A 23,174-nucleotide genomic window follows, 5' to 3' on the forward strand; every position below is an offset into this window, starting at 1 on the left:
CCGACAAAGTGCTCAGAAGGTGAGCACTTTCATGGGCAGGATCAGGGGCATGACTCTTCGCGGATTCACCACCGTCACGTTCTTCGCCGACGACCTCGACGCGGCCCGCGCCTGGTACACCGGCGTCTTCGAGAGCGAGCCCTACTTCGTCCGGGACGGCGCCTACCTGGAATGGCGGGTCGGCGACTACCAGCACGAGTTCGGCGTCCTGAACAGCCGGTTCGCCCCGCACCCGCACGGCGGGCAGGCGAGCGGAGCGATCGTCTACTGGGCGGTCGACGACGTCGAGGCGGCCTATCAGCGTCTGCTGGGACTGGGCGCGACGCCGCACGACAAGCCCACCGAGCGAGGACCGGGTTATGTGACGGCGTCCGTCCTCGACCCGTTCGGCAACGTCCTCGGGGTGATGCTCAACCAGCACTATCAGGACGTACTGGCCGCCGTGCGTACTAATTCGTCCCGGGGTCGGGAGAACAGCTGATTCGCTCAACCGTTCCGCCGAATTGGCGCTCAGCGCCGATTCGTTCCAACCCTACCGAGTGACGCCATTGAGATGACCCATTGAGAATGTCGCGAAAACGCCGATAGCGTGCCGTCGCATCCGCATCAATCGGTGCGAAGCCCCGCGAGAAAGCGGTAACGCCGTGAATCCCATCCCGCTATGTCGTTCCCTGATGGGCGCGGTCATGATCATGACCCTGCTGGCGTTCTTCGCTGAGCCCGCCGAGGCGAACACCTCGGCCTGGCACACCTCGTTCAACAGCAAATGCGTCGACGCCGACGCCAACCGGATCAACCAGAACGGCGCGGCGATTCAGCTCTGGGCCTGCAACGGATCTCGTCAGCAGTCCTGGACCTCGCACGCCGACGGCACGATCCGGGTGGGCACGAACGGCCGTTGTCTCGACGCCGACACCAACACGGCCGGTCGCAACGGGACAGTCGTGCAGCTGTGGCAGTGCAACGGCTCGCCGCAGCAGCGCTGGTCGATCATCAACAAGGTGGTCCGCAGCGGGTACAGCGGAAAATGTCTCGACGCCGACCTGAACCGCATCAACGTCGACGGCGCCCGGATTCAATTGTGGGACTGCAACGGATCGCGGCAACAACAGTTCTACGGCCTCTACAACAGTGTCCAGAGCGATTCCTGTCCCGCATACAACGCGGCCGGGCTATGGACCACCAGCACCGATTTCGCGAGGGTACGGGTACGCACCTGCTTCCACTGGGACAAGGGAATCGTCCGTCCGGTGGCGGACTTTCAGGTCGACTGGCCGAGCACCTGTTCCGCCGGAGCGCCCTGGGCGGTGTCGTGCAGTTTCACCGAGCTGCGGCACCGTAAGCGGCTGAGCGTCTACGGTGTCCACCTCCGCCTCTCCTGGACCGACCCGAGCGGCGCCGGTGGTTTCCAGGACTGTGGCAGCGGCCCCTTCACCACCAGCTGGCCGGCGCACAGCACGTACACCGTCACCTGCGAGGGCGGATGGATGCCGCTGCGGCACGCCGGCGAATACACGATCCGGGTCACCGGCATCGAAGGTGACGTGAAGAGCGACGGCCAGGGCTGGCGCTCCCTCGACGACCTGACCAAGACCCGGCGCTTCTAGCGGGCCAGACTCACGACGAGGGCGGCAACTGACGTAGCCAGGAACACCACACCGCCGATCACGTTGCGCGAACCCACCCGCAGGTGCGCGATGATCGCGCCGATGAAGTAGAGGATGAGGCCGCCGGCCGCGAGCTGCCCCAGCAGCGGCACCGCGAACCCGGCGGCCAGTCCCACCGTTCCGGCCGCGAGCAGCGACCCCAGCACCGGCACGTACTTGCGGGGGATTCCCTTCATGTCGGCCTGCGTCTTCGGATATTCGTGGCCGATCAGGTAGAAGACGGCTGCGCTGCCGGTGAAGAACGCGGCCACAGCGGTGATCGTGATGTAAGCGATGGACATACCACCATGGACGATCAACCGTCCCTGAATGTGACAGCGTCACTCCTCGAACGGGGGATTCTCCGTTCGAGGACACGTCGAAAGCGCAGGCCAGCCGCGCTTCGGGCCGCGCATCCGCCGTTCGCCCGGGTTGCCACACCCGCTCGCCGGACCAGAATTCTCGCCGCCACAGCCCCACGTGCGGGCCGCTGCGCCACCTGCGGAGAAGAAGCCGCCACGCCACCTGCGGAGAAAAGCGGAGAGAAAGCAGACGATGGAGAACTTTCAGAACGTCGCCTCCGGCAACGCTCACGTCGGCGCCCAGATCGGCAAGAACACCGGAACCGTCACGGTCGGGCCGGCTCCACTAGCGGCCGAACTCGATCAGCTGCGAGACGCCCTGCGCGCCACCGATCTGGACGCCGACGCGCTGGCCGAGGCCGACCACGAGATCACCACGACCGCCGAAGCCCTCGCGACGGACAACAGAGGCCGCGCTGTCCGCGCCCTGAGCCGGCTCGCTGCCATGGCGCCCGGCCTCGCCACGCTGATCAGCTCGGTCACCGCCACGATCCAGGCGATGCGGTGAGTACCTACACGAACGTCGCTGATGGTGACGCCAGCATCGGCGTGCAGGTCGGTGTCCTGCACGGCAACGCCTACGTCTACCAGACCGCCCCGACCGCGACCCCCGCCGAGAAACTCCAGGTAGCGGTCCACTACCTGCAGGGCGGTTCACCCCGTGAGGCGGAACGGCGGCTCTCCGCGCTGGTCTTCGAGGACCGGGTCAGCTCGGCCGAGATCGCCTACCACTGGTCACTTTCCGTGCTCAGCGGCCGCTCGCTGACCAGCCTGAGCAGCGCCGACATGCACCAGCTCGAGCAGGCGTTCGGGATGGCGGATCTCTATCCGACCGGGCGCTGGTGGCGCTGCGTCGGCGTGATCCGGATGCTGTTCAACGCGCTGCTGACCGTCGGACCGGAGAATCAGCAGGCGCTCGGGCAGGCGTTGCAGGCGTACTCGACGCTGCCCGAAACTGATCGCCAGGACATCGAACGGCATCTCAGCCAGACACTTTCCGGCGTGGCACAGGACCACATCGAACAGCTCAACGCGGAGCATGTGCGGCGGGCTCGGATGGCCGGGGACCGTGCGGTGCGCGTACCCAAATTCTTTGAGCCCGACCCGGTCGAGCCGGTCGCGAAGGTCGCGCGCGCAGCGCCGGCCGAGTCGACCTGGCTGCCGCTCGCCGGAGGTGGACTGCTGCTCCTCCTCGGTGCGGTGACGCTGGTCCAGGCCGCCGCCGCACGCAGCGTCCTCGCCGCCGTGACCGTTTTCGTTCTCCTGGCGGCCGGCGGCTGGGCGGTGGTCCGGCACGGCCTGGACCGCGCGTTCCTGCGTTCCCGCCTCGCCGCCAAGGACGCCGAACTCCGCTCCGGCACCCGCGCCGCGTTCATCGGCCCCGGCGGCGACTCCCTCCGCGCCGGCTTCGCCGACGCCGTCGCCTCGATCATCGACACGGCCTTCGCGAGCCAGCAACCCCGCGAGCAGCAACTCCGCGACTCCTTCTGGCGCGACACCGCCGGCTTGCGCACGGCCCTGCAAGGAGACCTCATCGATTTGTACGGAATTCGCGGAACCCGCCCTGAGCAGGTCAGATATCTCGCGGCTCACCACTGCGAGGGCATTGCGGGACGCTGGCGCGCGGGCACTCTCGACGATTTCCGCCGCGAATACCGCCCGTCCGCGACACCGCCGGCGTTCCTGGCCGGCGTCGCCGCCCTCGGTGCCGCCGTGGCACTCGTCCTGCTCTCGATGACGGCGATGACCTTCTGCGCCCTGGTAGTCGCCGCGCCGATGCTCTTCTTCGGCGCCCGTTTCGCCCACCAGGGCGGCCTCGCCCTGTACGGCGAACGCCGCCGCCTGGCCCTGGACGCGACCGAATTCGAACAGCGCCACCGCGACGAGCGCGCGGCCTACGACCGCTGGGTCGCGTGGCTGTCGGACCGTCCCACCGATGTGGAGATGGGCTACTGGCTGGCCCTCGACCTCGCTTACTGGAAGCGGGGTGTGATGGGGGACTACCGGCTCTCCAACCGGGATCTGCTCACCCACCTGACGCTGACCGAGGCGGCGCCGAACGCCCGTCGTGCCCGCGATGTGGGCGGCCCGTTCCGGCATTCGGCGTACACGGTCCTGTTGTTCCTGCTGACCGAGGGCGGCGTGCGGCAGGTGCAGGCGAAACTCGACTTCGCCGGCGGCGGCTTCTCGGGGGAGCGGCGCACGACGTTCCGGTACGACGCGATCGGCTCGGTGCAGGTCACCGAGGTGGGCCTGCGCATGGGCGACCAGAAACTGGTGACCCGGCAGGCGTTCCAGCTGGCGCTGGTGAACGGCCACAGCATCCGAGTCCTGCTGGACGACTTCAGCGACGAGTCGATCGACTACCTGCGGGAGAACCCGGACCACCTGGCGAGGCTGGCCTCCGACGCGGCGGGGGTGACGAGCGCCCTGCACATCCTGGAGGCGGTGGCGGCGGACGGGCGGGACTGGATCGCCCTGGAGCAGCAGCGAATGCACCGACGCCTGCCAAGGCAGCAGCCGATGCCATCCCCGGTGACATATCCCCAGATCCCACGCTGACCAAGGCACTGTGCCGCCGGTCGTTCGGCGCGCATAGTTGTCACCCGTTGCTTCGGTGCCCGCGGTCGTCGGAGCTCAGTAAGCCGGCAGGTTTCCCGCTGCAAGCGTCCGCACCCCTTCTCAGCTGAACAAATCGACGAGCATCTCAAGTCTGAAGCCCGCAGGCGGGCGGTTTGCAGGGTGTGTGTTGAGTTGGGGTGCGTATCGAACCTGAAGTCGACACAGGTGTTGCCTTGACCCTCGAGCCGGTTGAGGCCATAGCTTTCACCGCATGCTGACCACCGAGATCTTGCGACCGATCCTGCGCGCTTCCTGGGGAGCCGATACCTGCGATCCGCACGACCTGCCCGACTGGCACCCGGGTAACCCGTCGCGCGGCCAATGCGGCGTAACCGCCCTGCTGGTCCAAGATCTGCTGGGCGGCGACCTGATCCTCGGCGAGGTGTTCAAGAACGGTCACAAGGTCGGCCACCACTACTGGAACCGCCTGCCCAGCGGCGAGGAGACCGACTTCACCGCGGACCAGTTCCACCCCGGCGAGCAGATCGTCGGCGGCGAGGTCCAGCACCGCCCACCGGGCGCCCCGAAACGCTGCCGCGCCCGGTATCAGCTCTTGAGCAACCGGGTCCAAGCCGCCTTGTAGGGTCGCCGGGTGACCGTTTCTGAACTCCCCTCCATCGATGTGCTTCGCTCCCGGTGTCAGGCGCTCGCGGTGCTGTCGTGCATCGCCGATCAGGGCGAGCCCTTCTACCACTACACCGTGTCGTGGGGTGACGACGAGGCGGCGTTCATGGACCACGGCTCCGGTGACGAATGGGCGATCGTCTTTACCGGGGACGGCGCATTCATCCGGATCTTCGATCATGAGTCGCCGCTGTCGCCGTACGGCAACCCGGACCACGAACTACGGCCCGGCCTGCTCGACGGCCTGCCCGAGGTGTTCCGCCGGCACGTCGACGAGAAGGCGTTCAGCGACGAGACCGGCCAGTTCCTGGCGACCGCAGTGCTGTGGCGGCTCACCGCTGACGACCGCTGGCACACGGGCACCGAGCTGCGTGAGCCGGCCGAGCAGGCTGAGTCAGCCGAGCCGGCCGAGCAGGCTGAGTCAGCTGAGCCGGCCGAGCAGGCTGAGTCAGCTGAGCCGGCCGTCGAGGACGGCTCGGACATGCTCGACATCCTGCTCGACGACATCATCGACGAATATGTGGAGTTCGCCGAGGACTACTACGAGACCGATATCGATCAGGCTGCGGTGGAGCACGTCATCAACGGTCGCCCCCTCACCGAGGCCGTGGTGCAGGCGCTGAACCCGGAAACCACCCTCACCACCCTGCGCGCCGATCTCACCGAGACCGGGTACCCGCTCGTCTGAATGTGGTCATCGGGGCTCGACGATGATCGCCGGCATGCGGCCCTCCGTCGGCAGGCGCTCCACCGACCCGTCGCGCAGGGACAGGCGGATGCCGGCGGTCGGCTCGCGCATGAAATGCCACGGTTCGACGCCGAACAGCACGTGCTCGGCGTCCTCCCAGATCGGCGCCCGATAGGACCCGTCCGGCAGCCAGAACACCTGTGGTTCCACCTCCGGCGTGATCGCGAACAGCGTCAACGCCGACGGATTCGTCCGCACGGTCCACAGCCGCTCTCCGCCCGGCGCGAGCCTCGCGGCAAGATCGACCGGCACGGTCACATCCGGTCGCCCTGGCCGAACAACGATGACGCCTTGTCCGCTTCGGATCAGCCCGATACCACTGATCGGATCGATCTGCTGGAATGCCCGCTCGGCCGCCCGCGGCGCACCGCCCGGCGTCCAGCACATCGTCGAACCGCGTCCGTCACCGAAATAGATCGTCTCCCCGTGCACCCCGATCAAGCCGATGAGGCGCTCCTCCGGCGAGGGCATGGCGATCGTCGGACCACCAAACAGATCGACGATGCTCAACTGTCCATTATCGGCCACGGCGATGCGGTGCCCGTCGCTGAGAAGGAGCAGGCCGGTTCCGCGTACCCCAGGAATCTCCCGCATGCCGCCATCGGCGGCGATAAGCTCAGCCATCCGCCCAGGTCCCGCCACCAGGATTCCGCGAGCAGTCTGCATGGCCCGGGTCCATGGCGCGGCCTCAGGCCGCGCGCTTTCCGTGGGTACGCGATCAGAACCGGTCACAAGCGTCCCGTCGGCGAGAAAGATGCCCGCTTTCGGGGGCGCACCGATCGGCGGCTCCGGCCTATCCCGCCGGGCGAACGGATCAACCCCGACCGGCGCGTTGAAGGTGAACCGAACCATCGCCCCCATCCGAACACTGCCCCGAAGGCGCCGATTTCCACCACTTCCACCCGATCCAGCGGGCCAAGGGCTCACGGTGGGCTCGGGTTGCGGCTGCGCGGCGGCGGGTCCAGGGCTCACGGTGGGCTCGGGTTGCGGCTGCGCGGCGGCGGGTCGAGAGCCCACCGTGGGCCCTGACCGCGCCTGCGCGGCGGCAGGACGAGAGCCCACCGTGGGCCCTGGTTGAGGCTCGGGCTCCGGCCTCCGCCCCATCCAAAGACGCAGCTCCCCGCCATCACTGACCGGTTCCGACCAGAGCAGCCCGCTCTCCTCGGCGAACCGCAACGCCCCACCCAGATCCGCCTCCGGCATCAGCAGCCGCGCCGCCAGCTCACCCGCCGTGACCGAAAGCGGCATCCGCGGCGACCACCGCAGCACCAGTTCGACATCCTCGGCGACCGACCCGAACCGGCTGCGAGCGTCCTGCTGGCGGATCATCCGCGCCTGCTTCGCCGACAGCGCCAGCACCGTGTCCACCCGCGCCGGCTCCCCGACCCGATACCGGCCCGGCGCCTCGGCCACCAGAACCCCCGCGGCCGCAAGCAGCGCGAACGCGTCACGCTTCCGAGCCACCCTGGGTACGCCCAATTCGGCGGCGATCTCATCAAGCCGACTCTGTTGGCCGTTGAGACGCGCGGCCACCTCGGCGTGCTGCGCGGCGTTGCGTTTATCGAGGTCGGCGTGCCCGGTCGGCAGCGGTGTACGGGGTAGCGGCCACACCGGTTGATCAAGCCAACCCTCGGGCCGCAGATGCTCCCGTCCCCAGGCGTCGACCTGTTCCGCGCTGGCCAACCCGTCGAGCCGGTCGGCCGTGGCACGGACGATGCCGGCCAGCTCCATCAACTCGTACCCAAGCTCAGTTATCCATCCGCTGTTGCCCGGGCCGACCGCAGGCCGGCTGCGCCGAAGCCAAACAGGCAACGCGATGTCCGAAACCGGCCAGAACTGAAGCAGCCACCGAAAGCCGCCGCCCTCGATCGGCGCGCTACAGATCCGCACCCGATAATCCCCGCCCGAGCCGAGATCAAAGTCCGCCGGGCCGACGCCGCCGGTCAGCCAGGTGAGCACCAGCCCACCGGAGCAAGCGAGATAGGGAAGCTCAGCGACATCGCCACCACCGAAGCCGTCGCCGTCTGATCCTTTCGGCGGGGTGTCGTGGAGTTCAAGCCGCACCCGATGAGGCTCGTTCCCACTGGCCTGGCACATGATCCACCCGGCGCCCGCCCCGGCGAACGTCCCCGCCGGCTCGACCCCGCTGTCATGCTCCCGTGGCAGCGCAGGCGCCCGCTCCCAGGCCACGTCCGGATCCCGCAGAACGAGCAGCCCGTAGTCGGGAAGATATTCATCACTTTCGAAGACCCGCACGGCGTTGGAAGCTAGCAGGTCGCGGGACCCACCACAGCCCGCTCTGCTTCCCCATGAACCGCGGCGTCCCCTTTAGAGGCACCGCGGCCGACCATTCCCCCCAGGGGCGGTGAGGTGAACGGTGGTGGCATTGACCGACGACGCCGATTAGTCCTCCGCGACCAGCTCGACCTCGAAACCGGCCGCGTTCTCCAAATAGGCGGCATAAACATCCGGCCCGCCGGCATGTGGATGCCGGTCCGCGAACATCAGCGTCCACCCGTGCCGCCCGGCCTCACCGACGACCGCGTCGACCTCGGCCCGGCTGCCCGCCCAGAACGCCACATGATTGAGCCCGCTACGCAGCCGCTCGTGCCGGCCACGAACATGATCCGGCCCGGACTCAAGCACGATGTAAACGTCACCGAGCACCCAGCTGCCACCGGAAGCCCAGCTGCTCTCCAGGACATACCCGAGCCGCTCCAGCAACCACGGCCACGAGCCGTCGTCGTCGAGCCACAACTCGATGTGATGCGGCCGCCCCCGGCGGCTCACGACCGCCACCGCGACCGCCCCCGCCGGCTCACAACCGCCGCCGATAACGGATCTCCTCCAGCGGGAAACCCCGCGACTCGTCCACCAACATCCCGCCATCGGCGAACCACCCCGCGGCCTCGTAGAAGCGCCGCGCCCGCACATTCGCCTCCAGCACCCACAGCGTCGCCTCGCTGAACCCCAACCCGGGCAACGCCAACTGCCGCACCCCGGCCGCCATCAGCGCCTGCCCGCGTCCCTGCCCCCACGACCCCGGCCGCACATAGATCGCATAGACCCGCCCGACCCCAGGCTCCTCGTCATCAGCGCCGACCGTCACAAACCCCGCAACCCCGGGGTCGAGGACCAGGATCGCCTGCGGTGGCTGAATGGTGGTGAGCCAGTTCCGCCACCCATCGGCACGATCGGCCACCGACAGCCCGTCGAGATATTCCTGCGGCATCATCCCGCGATAGGCGGCCTGCCAGCCGAGCACGTGCACCTCGGCGAGAGCATCAGCGTCCGCGACGACGGCGGGTCGGATCTTCATCCCGTCACTCTAAGGAGACTCAACGACCGCACAGCAAACATACAGGTCAGGCTGGACATCACCCCGTACCGTTGAGGATCCGAAGAAACAAAGAAGGAGCATCCCCGATGGGCTTCGTGAAGCGTTTCGTGCTCTCGATGGTGGCATCCAAGCTTCACCGCGCCTCACAGAAAAGGCACAACCCGGCCGTCGACGCCCTCCTCCGCGACGTGAACCACCGCATCGCGAGAAGCCAAGGCCACGGCTACGGCCAGCCCGGCTACGGCCACCCCGGCTACGGCCACCCCGGTTACGGGCACCCGGGTGCCTACGGCCATCACGGCCACTATCGGCACCACGGGCACTACCGTCACCACGGTCACTACCGGCGCAAATTCTGGTAACTGCTCCGCGGCGTCGGGATCATCGCCGAAAATCCGTCAGCCGGGCCGGCGGCCGCTGATGCCGCGGTGTCCAGCCCGCACGACGTCAGCGTGTGCTGGCGCATCAACATCGACGCCGGCACCGGCGCGATCTCCCGCCAGGCGAAACACGACCGGATGATGGCGGCGTTCGCGCCGCCGGTCAGCGTGCGGTCGGCGTCGAGGATGGCCCGCAGGATCCCGTGATAGGTCAGGAAATCCGGGGAGATGTCCGACCAGGTGGTGGCGAGCAGCCGGCCCAGATAGTCGCGGGCCAGCAGCAGCGATTCTTTGAACGCGGCCTCGTTGCCCGCATAGGCCGCCGCGAAATCGGTCTGGATCTGGTCCAGGTCGTGCGCGGTGCCGGGCAGGTTCGTCGAGCGGTTCCGCAGGTCGTCGGTGATCAGCTTCTTGTTCACCAGGTCCTGCTGGAAGAACTCGACCATCGTGTCGAAGATGGCGCCGGTCAGCGGCATCGACCGGTCGTGCGGTTCGTCGTTCACGTCCGACATGCGCAGGGCGTTGAACGCGATCCGGATCTGCCTGCTGTCCGACAGCTCACCGACCCGGTCCAGGCCGTTGATGGTGAGCAGATTGCCCTTGGTGTTCTCCAGCAGCATGTCGACGACCGAATGGAAATGCAGCGACGCCACGATCGCGACCAGGTCACCGGCAGACTCGTGCATGCCGCCGTAATCGATGCCCTCGTCAGCCGGGCTGGCCGGGATGCCGACCTCGGCGAAGATGAGGCTGTGCCCCAATTCGTGGGAGAGCACGTCGAAGTTCTCGCAGAACGGGCGGCTGTGGTCGATCGTGCCGGTCGGCGTCCGGCCGAACCCGAATTCGAGGAAGCCGTACCCGGACTGGGCGTTGTTCCACTCGATCAACGGAATCAGTTCGAGCCGGGCGAAATCAGATTCGAAATGCCATTGAATGGTACGCCCGAAGTAGTCCTCCCAGATGTCCAGGACGCGCCGCACCGTGGCGTACATGGTGGCCGCCGAGAACTCCCGGCTGGCCGGGTCGAGGTGATCGAAGTGACCGTCCGGACCGGGCTCCACCGCGTCCCGGGCCGCACCGGAGTACGGAGGCCGGAAGAACTGGTTGTACGGCAGCTTGCCGATCGCGTCGACGACGAACATCCGGTCGTCGGCGGGTCCTCGTTCGACAGCGCCCGGCGACGGGGCGACCGTCACGGTCTCCGGCTCCGGGAAGAGCGGCGAACCGTCGGCCTTGGTGAGGAATCGGGGCTGCGGGAAGATCCGGAACCGGGTGCCGGTCTCGGCAAGCCTGCGGTCGAGTGCGACTGACATGGGAGTACCTCCTGGAGGTGTGACCTTCAGCGGTAGACCCGCCCCAGATCCAAGTCAACGCAGCTGTCCATGAACCACCTGAAGGAGCACCCGTTCCGCCGAGGCCACCACGCCGCATGGGGGAGGAGCATGCGGATATGACCGGCGTACTGATCGCTTTCAATCTGCGACTGGAACGACGCGCCCTGCCACTGTGGATCGCCGGAGTGGGGCTGCTCTTCCTGATCCAGTCGACGCAGAGCCAGAGCCTCTACGACACCCCGGAAAAGCTCGCCCAGCTCCGTGCCACGCTCGGCGGCAACACCGCGGTGATCGCGATGAGCGGTCCACCCGAACTCCTCGGCACCATCGGCAACGAGATCGTCTTCGAGATGTTCGCGTTCGCCGCGATCATCGTGGCGCTGATGAACATGTTCCTGGTCGGCCGGCACACCCGTGCCGACGAGGAAGCCGGCCGCGCCGAGCTGATCCGGTCCGCCCAGGTGAGCCGCCATTCTCCGCTCTACGCGGCGCTCGCCCTGGCAGCGATCGCGAACACGGCGGTCGCCGTCGTCGTCTTCGCCGCCACCGCGGGGACGGGCCTCGACAAGACCGGCTCCGCACTGACCGCTCTCGCCCTCGCCGGCGTCGGCCTGGTCTTCGCGGCGGTCACCGCCCTCGCCGCGCAGATCTTCGAACACACCCGCGGCGTCTACGGCCTCACCGGATCGATCATCGGCGCGAGCTACGCTCTCCGCGCCGCCGGCGACGCCGGCAACCCCGCCCTGGCCTGGGTTTCCCCGATCGGCTGGGGCCAGCGGACCTTCCCTTTCGGTCCAGGCCGTTGGTGGCCACTCTTATTGATCTTGGGTACGCTCAGCGCCCTCACACTGGCGGCCCACAAGACTCTGGATCGACGCGATGTCGGCGCCGGCCTGATCCGCCCGAGGCTCGGCCGCCCGCGCGCGTCCAGGGCGCTGCGCGGCCCGTCGGGGCTGGCCTGGCGCCTGCACCGGGGCACGGTGATCGGCTGGACGGCCGGCGTCGGACTGCTCGGCGCCGCCTACGGTTCGATCGGCGACAGCATCGAGCAGTACATCGCCGACAACCCGGAGGTCGCCGCCTATCTGCCCGGCGGGGCGGCGGATGTCGTCGACGCGTACCTGGCGCTGAGCCTGACGCTGTGCGCGCTGCTGGCGGCAGCGTTCGGGGTTTCCGCGACGCTGCGTGCCCGCGCCGAGGAGACGGCCGGCCGCGCCGAGGTCGTGCTCGCCGCCTCGACCGGCCGCGCCGCCTGGCTGGCGAGCCACGTCGGCGTGGCACTGGCCGGCAGCGCGCTGGTCCTGGTCACGGCGGGTTTCGGCGAGGGCCTGGCGTACGGGATGACCGTGGATGAGCCGGGCCAGGCGATCCGGATGGCCGGGGCGGCCCTGGTCTATCTGCCCGCCGTCTGGGCGATCATTGCCGTCGCCGTGCTCGGTTTCGGCTGGCTGGCGCGGGCCGCCGCGGCCGCCGGCTGGGTCGCGCTCGGTTACTGCGCGGTCGTCGCGTTGTTCGCCGACTCGTTCCGGCTGCCGGACTGGTCGCAGCAGGCCTCACCGTTCGCGCACGTGCCGGCCGCGCCGCTGGACGCGGTCACCGCCGGCCCGATCGTCACCCTCGCCGTGATCGTCGCCGTTCTCGTCGCGGCCGGTTTCGCCGGCTTTCGGCGGAGGGACGTGGGGTACTGAAAAAGTGGCGATACTGTCGGGGTGAACGGGGCGGAACAGGAGTCGGGCAGGCTCGCCGCGCTGCATGAGTACCGGCTGTTCGACACACCGCCGCAGGAGGAACTGCGGGCCGTCGTGCGGATCGCCGCTGCCGTGGCCGGCGTACCCACCGCGACACTCAATCTGATCGACGAGCATCGTCAGGTCATGCTGACCACTGTCGGTTTCACCGGACGTGACTGCGACCGGGACGACTCGATGTGCGCGATCCGGCTCGGCACCGGACAGCCGGTGAATCTTCCGGACGCCAGCCTCGATCCGGCGTACCGGAACAATCCGTGGGTGACCGGCGAGCTCGGCCTGATCCGCTTCTATGCGAACGCCCCGCTGATCACACCGCACGGGCACATCCTCGGCACCCTCTGCGTCTTCGACACCGAGCCGCATGAGCTCAGCGCCGAGCAGGCCGCTCGGCTCGAAGACCTGGCCGCGGTGATCGTCGCGTTCTTCGAGCGCCGCCGGCAGACCCGGGTGACCGCCGAGTTCGCAGCCATCACCGAGGCCCGCAAGGAGTGGGCCGAGGCGCTGCTCGACGGCATCGACGTGGCAGTCGTCGCGATCGACACCGAGTTCCAGGCGACCCTGTACAACCGAGCGGCCCGGCTGAGCCACGACCCGGACGTCGACCTGGGCGCCGCACCGGTCGGCATCGCCGAGCGCTACCAGCTGTTCGAGCCGGACGGGCACACCCTGATCCCCGACGACGAGGTGCCGCTGATGGTCGCCCTCGCCGGCAACGGCCCGGTCACCGCCAAGGAGATGATCCTGCGCCGGCCGAAGACCGGCCCGGCGACGGTACGCGCGAACGCCCGCGCCCTGTACGACGCGGCCGGCGCGATCACCGGCGCCGTTGTGGCCCTGCAGGACGTGACGGCCGAGGCCACCCGCAAACGGCTGATCGAAGAGGCCCGGTCCCGGCTTGCCGCCGCGAACGCCGAGCTGCTGCGCTCCAACGCCGACCTGACGAATTTCGCCGCCGCGGTCAGCCACGACCTGGTCTCCCCGCTCGCCGCGGTCGGCGGATACCTGGAGCTGCTCGCCGACGAGGCCGGATTGTCCGTCGAACCGGCCACTCGCGAGGTGGAACGGATGCAGAATCTGATCGAGTCCCTGCTCAGCGCCGCGGCCGCCGATGGCGCGCATGGGGGTCAGATCCCCGCTGAGGCTGCCGATAGGTGAGGGGTGGACCTCGTCGTGCCGGACCAGGAGCGGGAGATACGCAGGCTCGCCGCGCTGCACGAGTACCGTCTGCTCGACTCGCCGGCCGACGACGAACTGGAAGCGGTGGTCCGGGTCGCGGCCGCCGTCGCGAACGTGCCCACCGCCACCCTCAACCTGATCGACGAGCACCGCCAGTGCCAGCTGACCACTGTCGGTTTCGAGGGCGGCGACTCGGCACGCACCGACTCGATGTGCGCGGTCCGGTTCGAGGCCGGCGATTTCATGTACACGCCGGACGCCAGCAAGGACCCGCACTACCGCGCCAACCCGTGGGTGACCGGCGTCCTCGCCGACGTGCGCCTCTACGGCTCGGCACCGCTGATCACCCCGGACGGGTACGCGCTCGGCTCGCTCTGCGTCTTCCACGACGAGCCCGGCACACTGGACTCGCGCCAGATCGGCCGCCTCAAGGACCTGTCCGGCATCGTCCTGGCCCTGTTCGAACGCCGCCGGCAGGCCCGGCTCAACCGTGAGCTGGCACTGATCTCCGAAGCCCGCCAGCGCTGGACCGACACGCTGCTGGAGACGATCGACGTGGCAGTGGTCGCGGCCGACCAGTCGGGTCGCCTGACCGTTTTCAACCGGGCGGCCCGCGAGTGGCACGGCCTCGACGCCGACCCGACCCTGGAACCGCAGGACTTCTCGGACCGCTACCAGCTGTACGCCACCGACGGCGTGACGCTGCTGCCCCCGTCCCAGATCCCGCTGCTGCGCGCCCTGCGCGAGGGCACCGTCGACAACGCCGAGATCATCATCAAACGGCCCGAAGCCGATCCGGTGCACGTCACGGCGAGCGGCCGCGCGCTGATCTCCGGCGACGGCACCCCGATGGGCGCGGTCGTCGCGATGACCGACGTGACCACCGACCGGGCCCAGCAACGCGCGATCGAGGCGGCGCGGCGCGAACTGGCCGCCGCGAACGAGGACCTGCGCCGCTCCAACGCCGACCTGACGAACTTCGCCGGCGCGGTCAGCCACGATCTGGTCTCCCCGCTCTCCGCCGTGCACGCCCACCTGGAGCTGCTCGAAGAGACGGCGACCCCCGAAACCCAGCGCTGGGTGGCCGCCTGCCAGCGCGCGGTCACCCGGATGCGCGACCTGATCGGTTCGCTGCTTCAGTACGCCCAGGCCGGCAGCGCCCCGGTCCACCGTGTACCCGCCGACCTCGGCGACATCGTCGACCAGGTGCTGGACGACCTCCAGTCCCTGGTCGAGGAGACGTCCGCGACCGTGGAGGCCCCGAAACCGCTGCCGGTGGTGGCCTGCGACCCGGTCCTGGCCCGCCAGCTGCTGCAGAACCTGATCGCCAACTCGATCAAATACCGCCATCCGGACCGTCCGGCCCACGTCACAGTGACCGCCACCCGTTCACCAGAGGCGTGGCAGATAGCGGTCACCGACAACGGCGTAGGCATCCCGCCCTCCCAGCGCGACCGCGTCTTCGAGATGTTCACCCGCCTCGACGACGCCCCAGCGGGCGGCCACGGCATCGGACTCTCCAGCTGCCTGCGCATCGTCGACCGGCACGGCGGCGCCATCCGCGTGGAGGAGAACCCCACCGGCGGCACCCGCGTGATCTTCACCCTGCCCGACTGAGCGATCCGGTTCCCGTCAGATCCGGTTCCCGCCAGATCCGGTACCCGTCAGATCAGGTTCAGGCGGCGGGTCGCCACGCCGATGCTGATGCGCTGGCCCCACGACAGCTCCAGCGCGTCCGACTCCAGGCCGTCGGCGAACACCACCAGGCGCTCCGACTCGCTGGTCAGCTCCAGCTCGTCGCCTCCGGCCAGCACACCCGCGACCAGGGAAGCGCCCGTCGCCGGTGACGGCCAGGCCTCCCGGACGTACCAGCACAGGGCCGGCTCCTCGGGCGACGGAGCAGCCGGCGCGACAGCCCGCTCCTTGGCGATCGAGGCGCACCACCCGGTGGCCCCGGTGCCGGTTCCGGCGATCAGGCCGGATGACGACTGGCGTTCCCGGGCGCCCGCCTGGTCCGAGAGGATGTAGCGCGCCGACTGGTGGCCGGCGTGCCCCACGTAGATCTCGTTGAGGCCGTACAGCTCCTGACCGTCGTCGAGCCTGGCCACCACCATGGTGCGGCTCTGCCCCGGCGGCCGGTCGCGCAACAGACCCGCCACGGCATCCGGCCGGTGGCGGACCAGCACGCCGGCATTACGTCCGGGCTCCGGGTCGACGCCGATCACGGGCTGGCCGGTCAGGTACTTCGCCACGTTCGCCACCAGGCCGTCCGGGCCGACGGCGACCACGATGTCCTCCGGTGCGAACAGGAAGCGGGGCAGGTCGGCGCGTTCCACATGACCGCGCCGCCAGTCGGTGGGCACGGCCGCGCCGACCCGGGTCAGCGCGTCCTGCAACGCCTCGTGCCGCGCGGTCACCTCGTCCAGGTCGCGGCCCCGCCGGCGCAGGAAGAACGCGGCCGCACCCCGGGTGCCGTGCCGGGCGAGCAGCTCGTCGAGCTCACTACGCCGCGACACGACGACCACCCTCGGGGGAAGAATGCTCACCCCAGCCGCCCGACCAGCTTGCTGAGCAGGTCCGGCGTCACGGTCAGCTCGCCGATCGCCGGCACGTGCGCGGCCAGTTCCTTCAGCGCGAGCGCCTGCAGCACCGCCGGCGGCAGGTCCCGGTACGCGGCCAGGCGCGCCGCTTCCGCCTCCGCCTCGGCCAGGCCGACAGCTCGGGCTCCGGCGGCGCGGGCCTCATCCCGTACCCACGCTGCCTCTGCCTCGGAGGCCGCAAGGCGCCGCAGTCGCTCGGCTGACGCGGTGCTCGCGACCTCTTCCCGATCGGCTTCGGCGCGGGCTGCCACCAGCTGCGTCTCGGCGTCGAGCTCGGCTTCGCGGCGGGTGTTGGCGCCGTGCTGCTCGACGAGTTCCTGCTCGCGGCGGGCGAGTTCGATCTTGCTCTGCAGTTCGTTCTCGGCGATCGCCTGCTCCTGCTGGACCGCGTGCGCCCGGCGTGCGTACGTGGCCCGGTCCGCGTCCTGCTGCACCTGCTCGCGGGTCGGCGTCTGCAGCGCCCGCTCCAGGTCGGGCTCGGGGCGGATCGCGACGACCCGGGCGCTGACCACCGACACCCCCGTCTCGGTGAGTCGCGGGTCGGCGGCGAGTGCGTCCGCGACGGACTGCCGGATCCGCGCGACACCGGTGGTCAGCGCCTCGGCCAGCGGCAGCCGGGCGAGCAGGTCGAGCGCGGGCTGCTGCGCCAGCTCGGCGAGGAGCCCGGCGACCTGGTCGAGCGGCTGCCCGCGCCAGGTGCCCCGGTAGGGGTCGATCGAGAAATCGAGCCGGCCCGCTGCCGCGGCCGGGTCGCTCACCCGGTAGGTCACGGTCGCCTGCACTGTCACGTCCGCGAAGTCCTCGGTACGCGCGTGGAACAGCAGCGGCAGCTCCCGGTCGTCGACCGGCACCTCGGAGAGCGCCGCGGTCAGCGGCCGGTACCAGAACGACAGCCCGGTGCCCTCGTGTTTCGCCGCGCCCCGGACCGTGTGACTGACCCAGCTTGTCGGCGCCGACCGCAGGTGCCGCAGGTGGAATCGCCGTGTCACGTCAGCCATGTTCTGCCTTTCGCTTGTATCTCGTCATCATGACGATAATGCCGCCCGCTATTATCGTCAACATGACGCTTAACATGGCGGCGGTCACAGTGGATCTCGTACTGCTGACGATCCGGTCGGGTGATCTGCAGGTGCTGCTCGTGCAGCGCGGCATCCCGCCGTTCGAGGGCGAATGGGCGCTGCCGGGCGGCTTCGTGCTCCCCGACGAGGATCTGGACGCCGCGGCCAGGCGCGAACTCCGCGAGGAGACCGGCCTTGATCCCGAGGCCGGCCACCTGGAACAGCTGGCCACCTATGGCACGCCGGGCCGGGATCCGCGTGGCCGGGTGGTGACCGTCGCCTACCTCGCGCTGCTGCCGGATCTGCCGGCCCCGGTGGCGGGCAGCGACGCGTCCGGGGCGGAGTGGCGTTCGTCCTCCACCGGCCTCGCCTTCGACCACGACCGGATCCTCGCCGACGGGCTGGAGCGCGCCCGGGCCAAGCTGGAGTACACGTCCCTGGCCACCGCGTTCTGCTCGCCCGAGTTCACGGTCGCGGAGCTGCGTACGGTCTACGAGACGGTCTGGCAGACCACCCTCGACCCCCGCAACTTCCACCGCAAGGTGACATCGGCCGAGGGCTTCGTCGAAGCCACGGGCGCCACGGCCATCCGCGACCGAGGCAGACCGGCCCAGCTCTACCGCCGAGGCCCGGCAACCCTGCTCCACCCACCCTTACTGCGCCCGTCCCGCTGATTCTCGGGTACGCCCAATGCCCCGCAACCTGGTCCGCGATGCTGACCGGATGGAACGAGCAGACCTCGACGTGGACAGCGACACCTTCAACCCCTGACCGAGCCCCGCCAGATCTTGAGCGATTGTTCACCTCCCGATGGGCAAAGTCGCTCAAGATCTGCGGAGGTGCCGGTCCTCTGCGGTGATGCTGGGCCGTTGTGGTGGTGCTGGGTCTCAGGCCGGGCCGGCGCCGAAGCCGGGGCGGTCCGGGGTCCACTGTGGCTGCGTCAGCACGGAACGCCGAGGCCAGCCCCGCTGCTCGATCAGGTGCCGCTGGATCAGCCGGCAGGTGTCGCTCTCCCCGGCCAGATAGGCGACTCCCGCGCCCTGCGGCAACTCCAACTCCTGCACCGCGCGCAACAGCGTCCGCGACCCGACAGCGCTGGTCGCGCCGCGATGAACCCACGGCAGCGTCGGTACGCCGTCGAAGCCCGGCATCTCGTCGTCCCCACCGATCGACGCGAAGACACCCGCCACCGGTGCCGCGCGGGGGAGCGCGGCCCGCATCGCCAGTAGCGGCACCGCCCCGGTCTCGTCCCCGGCAAAGAGGTGGAACGCCGCCTGTTCAGCGAGCGTGATCTTGCTACGCGGCGGTTCGACCGTGATCCGATCACCGGCCGCGACAGCCCGGGCCCACGCGCAGCCCGGCCCACCCGCCGGATGCACCGCGACCCGAAGCGTCAGGCTGGCGTCCCGCGGATCATGCCGCCAGATCGAATAGACCCGCCGCGCCACCGCGTCGCCGTCCGGCACATGAACCACCAGGTGAGCACCGGGCCGAGGCCGCAGCCGGGGCACGTCCGGCCCGGCCAGCTCGATCTCACGCATATGAGCGTTGACGTCAGCGACCGCCCGGACCCGGGTGAGCAGAACCTGCCTCACGCGGCCACTCGCGCCGGCAGCCGGTGCAGCGTCACGTCCGTCAGCGCGCCACCCGCGGCCGTAGTTGTCAGGTAGGTGCAGAACGGCCGCCGCCGGTCGGTCGGCGAACCCGGGTTGAGCAGGCGCAACCCGCCCGGCGCGGTGCTACCCCACGGGATGTGCGAGTGACCGAACATTCCAAGACCCACAACTCGTGGACGCTAGCACGGTGATCGCACTCGCCAGGTGTCGAGCTGTATCCGCAGGCGATGCTCAAAGACCTGCGCTCCGGCATTCGCATTGCTCATCGCTCGATGTTCGTCTTCTCGTCAAGATGGGTGCGACCGGTCTCTTCCCACTCGGCCTGTTCGACCGGGGACAACTCCTGGTACCTGGCCCAGAAATCGCCGAACGCCACGCCGACTTCATCGCCGTACACGCTGCTTGCGGCCATCTCCCGTAACGATCTTCCGCCGAGTACCTCGCGGGCCATCTCACGCATTTGGTCGCTTCCGCGATCGGCGAGCGATTCGAGGATCTCGCGGAGCCTGTTGGCTAGGCGAGCGTCGCCCTGGGCGATGTCGAGAATCTCGTCAGACATGGGAGCCTGCTCCGGTCAGCGGATGGTCGTAGCCGGCTCCGCCGCCGATGATGGGGAGCTTGACCGAGTCCAGGTCGCTGAGATTGAGATTGAGGGCCGAGCGGAACGTCATGATCGCCGTATTGGCCAAGGCGAGGTACTTGGTGATCTGTCCCCACTGGTGGAGGACCGCAGCCGTACTGACCGCTGCAACGCCATAGCCGATTGCCGCGCCGGCGCCAGTGGCCGCGGTGACAGTTCCGCCGACTGCCGCGATTCCCATAATGATGGCGGTGTCGCACATGGCCTTGAGTATGCCGCCAATGGCGTCCCCCGCGGACCACACGGCATTGGCCATAACCTTGTATTCCTCTCCGATTTTCAGGAGGGGAGCACGCAGACGGTCTATTGCCGAGGACAGGTCACTGAAGTACCGGTATGCGGCATCCCCAGCATTCCCCTGCCAATACTCCTGCAAAGACGAGGATCCGGACTGGGTGTTGATGGCGACATCGTGCAGAGCTGTTGCTGCGCTGTTCAGAACGGAGGGCATCCTGGCGAACGTCTCCCAGTCGCCGACAATCTTGTTCTGAACCTCTTGGATCGGATCGAATCCAAGGACTGTGTCCAGACCTTTCATGATCCACGAGGTGGGGCTGATGTAGTCCAAGAACGCCAGCCGGTTCACCGGACTATCAGGCTCCTCCGGCGGAGGGATCAAGTTTGACTCTGGTGTCCTGGGGTCGCTGAAGAGTGCCGGTTTACAGATGATCCCGGCATTCTCGTACTCAAGCGGCGTGGGGCACATTCGTACGGCATCGGGTAATGCGCGATCCAGGTTCGCCGCCGCTGCGACATCAGTTGCGCGGTAGTAGCTGGCGGCTGCCTGGAGCTCCGGTTCGGAATACTCCAAAACGCACGTCAGTCGATAGAACGTGCTTGAAATGGTCACCATGGCTTCGGCATTCTTCTCTTGAGCTAATGCCCAATACTCGCCGCCGGTGCCGTCCGTGGCCCACTTGGTGATGTAGGAGCTGACTGTCTGGATGTCCGACCGGGCTCGATTCACCTGTTCCGCGTACGAGGTCAAGGCCGACGGCTCCACCCTGAGCGTGGACATCAGCCGGACCCTGCCGCGATCACCAGGCCACCGACTCCAAGGACAGTGAACGCCGCCGCAGCAATCTGAAGCGACCGCATCAGCGCGGGATAGGGCTTACTGAAGAAGAATCCAGCACCGCACACTGCTCCCACGGCGCACATCAGGTGCGGGACCAGGCGGACTCCGGAAACCCCGCCTTGCGAGATCGTGAGGACGGAGAGGATGCCGAGCGCGATACTCAGGGCAGCCGCAAGGATTTGCAGGTTCCAGAGCCCTGTCCGCTGAACGCCGGCGAACGGATTCTCGCGCTCGGTGGGCGCCTCCGGGCGGCTGGCGGCGGTATCGTGCTGCCTGGTACTCGGTCTGCGGTTTCTCTTCCTTGCCACGGCACGGACCGTACCAAGTGGAGCTGGCCGTGGGTCTCTTCCCCGAGCTGGTTCCCAGGCATCTGCGAAGTATTCGCCATCGATGAACCGGGAGCCCCCGCCGAGCGTTATGCGGTCACATCTCCATCACGCCGATCTGCTGGACCGTCAGCCTGTAGCCGGTCGAGTGACTGGCGGGCGGCCCGAGCCTCGAGCGGCATCAGAACAACTCGCACCACCCGAGCCTACGAGGCCGGTTTCAGAAGAGGGGCGTCCTGCCCTTGTAACCGGTCGCCATCTTCACCGGGGCTCGCAGGGTTTTGCCGGTGCCGCGGAACAGGAACAGGTAACCGGTCGCGGATTGGACCGCGAAGATGTCGGTGAAGCCGTCGCGGTCGAAGTCGCCGGTTCCGATGATGTCGCGGAAACCGCTGGCCTTGCCGATTTTCACGCGGGTCTTGAAGCCGTTTCCCTTGCCCGGGTACAGGTAGAGCGTGCTGGTCTTCGTCTCCTTGACCAGCAGATCCACATAACCGTCGCGGTTGTAGTCGCCGACGCCGGTGAATTCGGTGCGGTCCGCCCAGTTGCCGTAAGCGAGGACCTTCCGCGCGCCGAACTTGGCGCCCTTCTTACCCGGGTACAGATAGACGTCACCGTTGCTGATCTGGGTGGCCAGCAGGTCGGGATAACCGTCGCGGTTGAAGTCGCCGACTGCCGTCAATTCGCGCATGTGGGTGAACTTCTTGTAGAGCTTCTTGCGCGTACCCAGCTTGCCGTTGCTCTTGCCGGGATAGAACCAGACAACCCCAGCTTTGGTACGCGCGATGATGTCCTCGAACCCGTCCCGGTTCAGATCCATCCGGACGATCGCGTTCATGCCCGCGAAACCGCCGGCGATCTTCGTGCGGTTCGCCTCGGAGATGTACGAACCGTTGCCCGGGTAGCTGAACAGGTTGCCGCTCGACTTGGTGCGGGCCAGCACGTCCGGCCAGCCGTTCCGGGTCCAGTCACCGAATTTCGCGGACGGCAGGCGAGCGAAGTCCAGGTAGTCGTTGTCGATGTTGATGGTGACGCCGCCCCACGTCTCCTTGTGGTCGCCGCGGTACTGCTTCATCCGGCGGCCGGGCGTCCAATAGGTCGACGGGATCACCTTGTCGGCGGTGGTGACGACCTGGTCCCAGCGGGCGAAGTCCATGTAGTCCGGCTTCACGTAACCGGCCTTGTTGTAAACGGCCACCTGGTCGGCGACGCCGGAGCTGACGCTGCTGTAGAAACCGGAGAAATACCCGTGGTCGTGCAGGCGGGCCGTCCAGCCCTTCATGAAGGCGAGGACACCGGCTTTGCAGACCGCGTCGTTCGTCCGGTACGCCTCCATGTCGTAGATCAGCACGCTCTCCGGTGCGAGCCCGAGCAGTTTCGCCTGCCCCACCGCGTCGTCGGCGATCGTGCGGCCCTGCTTCTCCGCGTTCTTGTTGTCGATCAGGTTCTTCTTCGTCGTGGTGGTGCACGTCGCCTGCGGCCCCACGTAGAGCGGGATCATCCGCCAGCCACGGGTGATCTGCTCGCGTACCCACGCTGCGGTGAGGTTCGGCTGCGCGCAGCCCCGGTTGTTGCCGCCGAAGTAAATGCCGACCGCCCGGTACGGCGACTTCAGCCACGCCTTCATCGCGTCACTCGACGGGGCCGTGCACGCGTCGAAGCCGTACCCCTTGAAGGTGCCCGGCTGCGGAGCCAGGGCAGCGGCCGCGGCGGCGTTCCCGTTCACCAGAGCGAGCGGGGCGACACAGAGCGCGACAACCAGGGCGCCGAGGAGGCGCTTCCGGTACTTCAGGAGCATTCGATACCTCTTCGGGCAAAAAACAGCCGGGCGGCGAGCCCATCGAGGTAAACAAACGCATAGACGTATCGCTAC

General features: G+C 68.4%; 23 protein-coding genes and 1 pseudogene. 11 read left to right on the forward strand and 13 right to left on the reverse strand.

Annotated features, from left to right (window positions below; all coding sequences use genetic code 11):
* Positions 1-49: 49 nt before the first annotated feature.
* Complete coding sequence (locus tag B0I29_RS20480) at positions 50-481, forward strand: VOC family protein (protein WP_111650639.1); 432 nt, start codon at positions 50-52, stop codon at positions 479-481.
* Between the two features lie 193 nt (positions 482-674).
* A complete protein-coding gene (locus B0I29_RS20485; protein WP_111650640.1) occupies positions 675-1,607 on the forward strand; it encodes an RICIN domain-containing protein in 933 nt (310 codons plus the stop codon).
* Here B0I29_RS20485 and B0I29_RS20490 read toward each other — a convergent pair.
* The gene (locus B0I29_RS20490) at positions 1,604-1,948 is read right to left on the reverse strand and encodes a DoxX family protein (protein WP_111650641.1); all 345 of its coding nucleotides are present in this window, start codon (positions 1,946-1,948) and stop codon (positions 1,604-1,606) included. The genes B0I29_RS20485 and B0I29_RS20490 overlap by 4 nt on opposite strands.
* Positions 1,949-2,201: 253 nt before the next feature.
* On the opposite strand from B0I29_RS20490, the gene B0I29_RS20495 reads away from it, so the two are divergent.
* The 4 genes from B0I29_RS20495 (at position 2,202) to B0I29_RS20510 (ending at position 5,942) form a co-directional block, all read left to right on the forward strand.
* Complete coding sequence (locus B0I29_RS20495) at positions 2,202-2,516, forward strand: hypothetical protein (RefSeq protein ID WP_111650642.1); 315 nt, start codon at positions 2,202-2,204, stop codon at positions 2,514-2,516.
* The gene (locus tag B0I29_RS20500) at positions 2,513-4,570 is read left to right on the forward strand and encodes a hypothetical protein (RefSeq protein ID WP_111650643.1); all 2,058 of its coding nucleotides are present in this window, start codon (positions 2,513-2,515) and stop codon (positions 4,568-4,570) included. Before B0I29_RS20495 ends, B0I29_RS20500 begins: the two co-directional genes overlap by 4 nt.
* Before the next feature lie 271 nt (positions 4,571-4,841).
* The gene (locus B0I29_RS20505) at positions 4,842-5,213 is read left to right on the forward strand and encodes a YunG family protein (protein WP_111650644.1); all 372 of its coding nucleotides are present in this window, start codon (positions 4,842-4,844) and stop codon (positions 5,211-5,213) included.
* Between the two features lie 9 nt (positions 5,214-5,222).
* Positions 5,223-5,942, forward strand: coding sequence for a hypothetical protein (locus B0I29_RS20510; RefSeq protein WP_111650645.1), 720 nt, complete (start codon positions 5,223-5,225; stop codon positions 5,940-5,942).
* Positions 5,943-5,948: 6 nt separating this feature from the next.
* On the opposite strand, the gene B0I29_RS20515 is transcribed toward B0I29_RS20510, so the two are convergent.
* From B0I29_RS20515 to B0I29_RS20525, 3 genes are all read right to left on the reverse strand, one after another.
* Positions 5,949-8,258: a hypothetical protein gene (locus B0I29_RS20515; protein ID WP_111650646.1), complete on the reverse strand. Its 2,310-nt coding sequence runs from the start codon at positions 8,256-8,258 to the stop codon at positions 5,949-5,951.
* A 147-nt stretch (positions 8,259-8,405) separates the two neighbouring features.
* The gene (locus B0I29_RS20520) at positions 8,406-8,792 is read right to left on the reverse strand and encodes a VOC family protein (RefSeq protein ID WP_181557894.1); all 387 of its coding nucleotides are present in this window, start codon (positions 8,790-8,792) and stop codon (positions 8,406-8,408) included.
* A gap of 28 nt (positions 8,793-8,820) precedes the next feature.
* Positions 8,821-9,321, reverse strand: coding sequence for a GNAT family N-acetyltransferase (locus B0I29_RS20525; RefSeq protein WP_111650648.1), 501 nt, complete (start codon positions 9,319-9,321; stop codon positions 8,821-8,823).
* A 107-nt stretch (positions 9,322-9,428) separates the two neighbouring features.
* On the opposite strand from B0I29_RS20525, the gene B0I29_RS20530 reads away from it, so the two are divergent.
* Complete coding sequence (locus B0I29_RS20530; RefSeq protein ID WP_111650649.1) at positions 9,429-9,704, forward strand: hypothetical protein; 276 nt, start codon at positions 9,429-9,431, stop codon at positions 9,702-9,704.
* Here B0I29_RS20530 and B0I29_RS20535 read toward each other — a convergent pair.
* Complete coding sequence (locus B0I29_RS20535) at positions 9,683-11,035, reverse strand: gluzincin family metallopeptidase (protein ID WP_111650650.1); 1,353 nt, start codon at positions 11,033-11,035, stop codon at positions 9,683-9,685. The genes B0I29_RS20530 and B0I29_RS20535 overlap by 22 nt on opposite strands.
* Before the next feature lie 137 nt (positions 11,036-11,172).
* Here B0I29_RS20535 and B0I29_RS20540 point away from each other — a divergent pair, with 137 nt between their 5' ends.
* The 3 genes from B0I29_RS20540 to B0I29_RS20550 are packed head-to-tail and all read left to right on the forward strand — an operon-like array spanning position 11,173 to position 15,600.
* Entirely contained in the window at positions 11,173-12,744 is a 1,572-nt protein-coding gene (locus B0I29_RS20540; RefSeq protein ID WP_111650651.1) for an ABC transporter permease, read from the forward strand.
* 21 nt (positions 12,745-12,765) lie between these two features.
* Positions 12,766-13,962 carry a GAF domain-containing protein gene (locus B0I29_RS20545; protein WP_111650652.1) on the forward strand — a complete coding sequence of 399 codons (1,197 nt, stop codon included), beginning with the start codon at positions 12,766-12,768 and terminating at the stop codon, positions 13,960-13,962.
* Positions 13,963-13,965: 3 nt separating this feature from the next.
* The gene (locus tag B0I29_RS20550) at positions 13,966-15,600 is read left to right on the forward strand and encodes a sensor histidine kinase (protein ID WP_111650653.1); all 1,635 of its coding nucleotides are present in this window, start codon (positions 13,966-13,968) and stop codon (positions 15,598-15,600) included.
* Positions 15,601-15,647: 47 nt separating this feature from the next.
* Here B0I29_RS20550 and B0I29_RS20555 read toward each other — a convergent pair whose 3' ends face one another.
* Both B0I29_RS20555 and B0I29_RS20560 read right to left on the reverse strand, forming a co-directional pair.
* Positions 15,648-16,499, reverse strand: coding sequence for an NAD(+)/NADH kinase (locus tag B0I29_RS20555; protein ID WP_245972644.1), 852 nt, complete (start codon positions 16,497-16,499; stop codon positions 15,648-15,650).
* Positions 16,500-16,525: 26 nt separating this feature from the next.
* Positions 16,526-17,581: an SPFH domain-containing protein gene (locus tag B0I29_RS20560; protein WP_111650655.1), complete on the reverse strand. Its 1,056-nt coding sequence runs from the start codon at positions 17,579-17,581 to the stop codon at positions 16,526-16,528.
* A 62-nt stretch (positions 17,582-17,643) separates the two neighbouring features.
* Between B0I29_RS20560 and B0I29_RS20565 the strand changes: the two genes are divergently transcribed.
* Positions 17,644-18,315, forward strand: a complete 672-nt coding sequence (locus B0I29_RS20565; protein ID WP_111650656.1) for an NUDIX hydrolase — start codon at positions 17,644-17,646, stop codon at positions 18,313-18,315.
* Between the two features lie 213 nt (positions 18,316-18,528).
* On the opposite strand, the gene B0I29_RS20570 is transcribed toward B0I29_RS20565, so the two are convergent.
* The 6 genes and pseudogenes from B0I29_RS20570 to B0I29_RS20595 all read right to left on the reverse strand — a co-directional run bounded on the left by B0I29_RS20570 (position 18,529) and on the right by B0I29_RS20595 (position 23,099).
* Positions 18,529-19,236, reverse strand: coding sequence for a siderophore-interacting protein (locus B0I29_RS20570; protein WP_146616834.1), 708 nt, complete (start codon positions 19,234-19,236; stop codon positions 18,529-18,531).
* Positions 19,233-19,412, reverse strand: a pseudogene (locus B0I29_RS20575) (YfcE family phosphodiesterase); the annotation flags it as partial. The gene B0I29_RS20570 and the pseudogene B0I29_RS20575, both read right to left, overlap by 4 nt.
* A 107-nt stretch (positions 19,413-19,519) precedes the next feature.
* Positions 19,520-19,816 (reverse strand): hypothetical protein, encoded by a 297-nt coding sequence (locus B0I29_RS20580; protein WP_111650658.1) that lies wholly within the window; start codon positions 19,814-19,816, stop codon positions 19,520-19,522.
* Entirely contained in the window at positions 19,809-20,915 is a 1,107-nt protein-coding gene (locus B0I29_RS20585; protein ID WP_111650659.1) for a hypothetical protein, read from the reverse strand. The genes B0I29_RS20580 and B0I29_RS20585 overlap by 8 nt, the downstream gene beginning before the upstream one ends.
* On the reverse strand, positions 20,915-21,283 hold the full coding sequence (locus tag B0I29_RS20590) for a hypothetical protein (protein WP_111650660.1): 369 nt from the start codon (positions 21,281-21,283) through the stop codon (positions 20,915-20,917). The genes B0I29_RS20585 and B0I29_RS20590 overlap by 1 nt, the downstream gene beginning before the upstream one ends.
* Positions 21,284-21,521: 238 nt before the next feature.
* On the reverse strand, positions 21,522-23,099 hold the full coding sequence (locus B0I29_RS20595) for a glycoside hydrolase domain-containing protein (protein WP_111650661.1): 1,578 nt from the start codon (positions 23,097-23,099) through the stop codon (positions 21,522-21,524).
* Positions 23,100-23,174 lie beyond the last annotated feature (75 nt).

It is taken from the genome of Actinoplanes lutulentus (assembly GCF_003259845.1).
GTDB classification, from domain to species: domain Bacteria; phylum Actinomycetota; class Actinomycetes; order Mycobacteriales; family Micromonosporaceae; genus Actinoplanes; species Actinoplanes lutulentus.